1 protein-coding gene is annotated in these 1,160 nt (G+C 52.1%); it reads right to left on the bottom strand.

What is annotated here, in order from left to right:
• Nucleotides 1–37: 37 nt before the first annotated feature.
• A complete protein-coding gene (locus ACT3UQ_RS19695; protein ID WP_096288209.1) occupies nt 38–1,066 on the bottom strand; it encodes an IS630 family transposase in 1,029 nt (342 codons plus the stop codon).
• Between the last annotated feature and the right edge of the window lie 94 nt (nt 1,067–1,160).

The raw sequence follows: 1,160 nt of genomic DNA, 5'->3' as shown, positions 1-1,160 counted from the left end.
GTATGGCTCTAGTTTTTCAAGAACGGTAGCCGGTCAGTCAGATCTTGTAATCAAACAATCGTGAACCGATATGCGCTTCAAACGCCGCAACCGTGGACTCAAAATCATCACGCTGCACGTTACTGATCGCGTTCTTCGCATCATTCCACACATGCTCAATCGGATTATGATCCGGCGCGTAGGGTGGGAAATTGATCAAATGAACATCCTGCAACGTCTGACCCGAGGCCAGTTCCGCGCTGATCAGATTGTTCTTATGCCACGAAGCGTTATCCCACACGATCACGATCTTCTTCCCCGAATGCAACCCCACCAAGGTCTGCACCGCTTCCAAAATAGTAGCGCTGTTCTGCCAGTCCAACCGCAACGGCAGGCATTGGCCCGTGTTCTGATTCAGAAACCCGATAAACGACTGAGAAGCCGTTTTCCGATCCACCTTCAACACAGTTTTCGTGTTCTTCTCGTACCACGCTTTGCGCACCACAGCTTCCTGATCGATACGCACCTCATCGGCCGCGAACACTAACGTGTCCTCGTCAGCCAACGGGGCGACTAGTTCTTCACGGATTTCCTTCACCCGCTGGTCAATAGCCTTTTCATCGGCACGTCGACGGTCAAACTTTTCCGGCTTATGAAAGGAGAGTCCAGCCATGCGCAGTAGGAAATGGTACGAAGAATTCGATGCGTACTCGATGTTGAACGTGGTCGATAACCAATGGTCCAGCTTCGGAACATCCCAGAACTGGGCCGGCAGATACTCATCTCCGGGTGGCTGGGAGAGGACTTCGGTGACAGTTGCTCGTTGTTCCTCAGTGAGGAAGCTACGGTTCAGGTTTCCTGCGTGCCCGGTCAAGAGCGAAGCCATGCGTTGCTGGTGCCAATCAGTGACCCAGTCAACCAGTGTTGAGGGTTCACGGTCCACGAATTCAGCAACAATTTCCGGGGCAACGTCCCGAGAAAGAAGCAGCAAAGCCTCAGCTTTTTTGATCACGAGCTTATGCGGTGCATTGGCTTTGTACTCTTTGAGTAGTCGGCGTTCTTCATCGGAAAGTTGTGGGGTGCGCATGCTTCCAAAATTAACATTCCTGCAGTGCTGGGACGGGTTTAACGCGCCGGGATCAATGCTTTTTCAGAACCGCTTTTGAACTGTGACCGCCATA

Source organism: Glutamicibacter sp. AOP12-B1-11 (assembly GCF_052379245.1).
Taxonomy (GTDB): domain Bacteria; phylum Actinomycetota; class Actinomycetes; order Actinomycetales; family Micrococcaceae; genus Glutamicibacter.
This window is presented reverse-complemented; position numbering and strand designations above follow the sequence as displayed.

What these genes read in the sequence shown, in the direction of transcription:
- ACT3UQ_RS19695 (WP_096288209.1), bottom strand. Translation starts at nt 1,066, where the DNA reads ATGCGCACCCCACAACTTTCCGATGAAGAACGCCGACTACTCAAAGAG.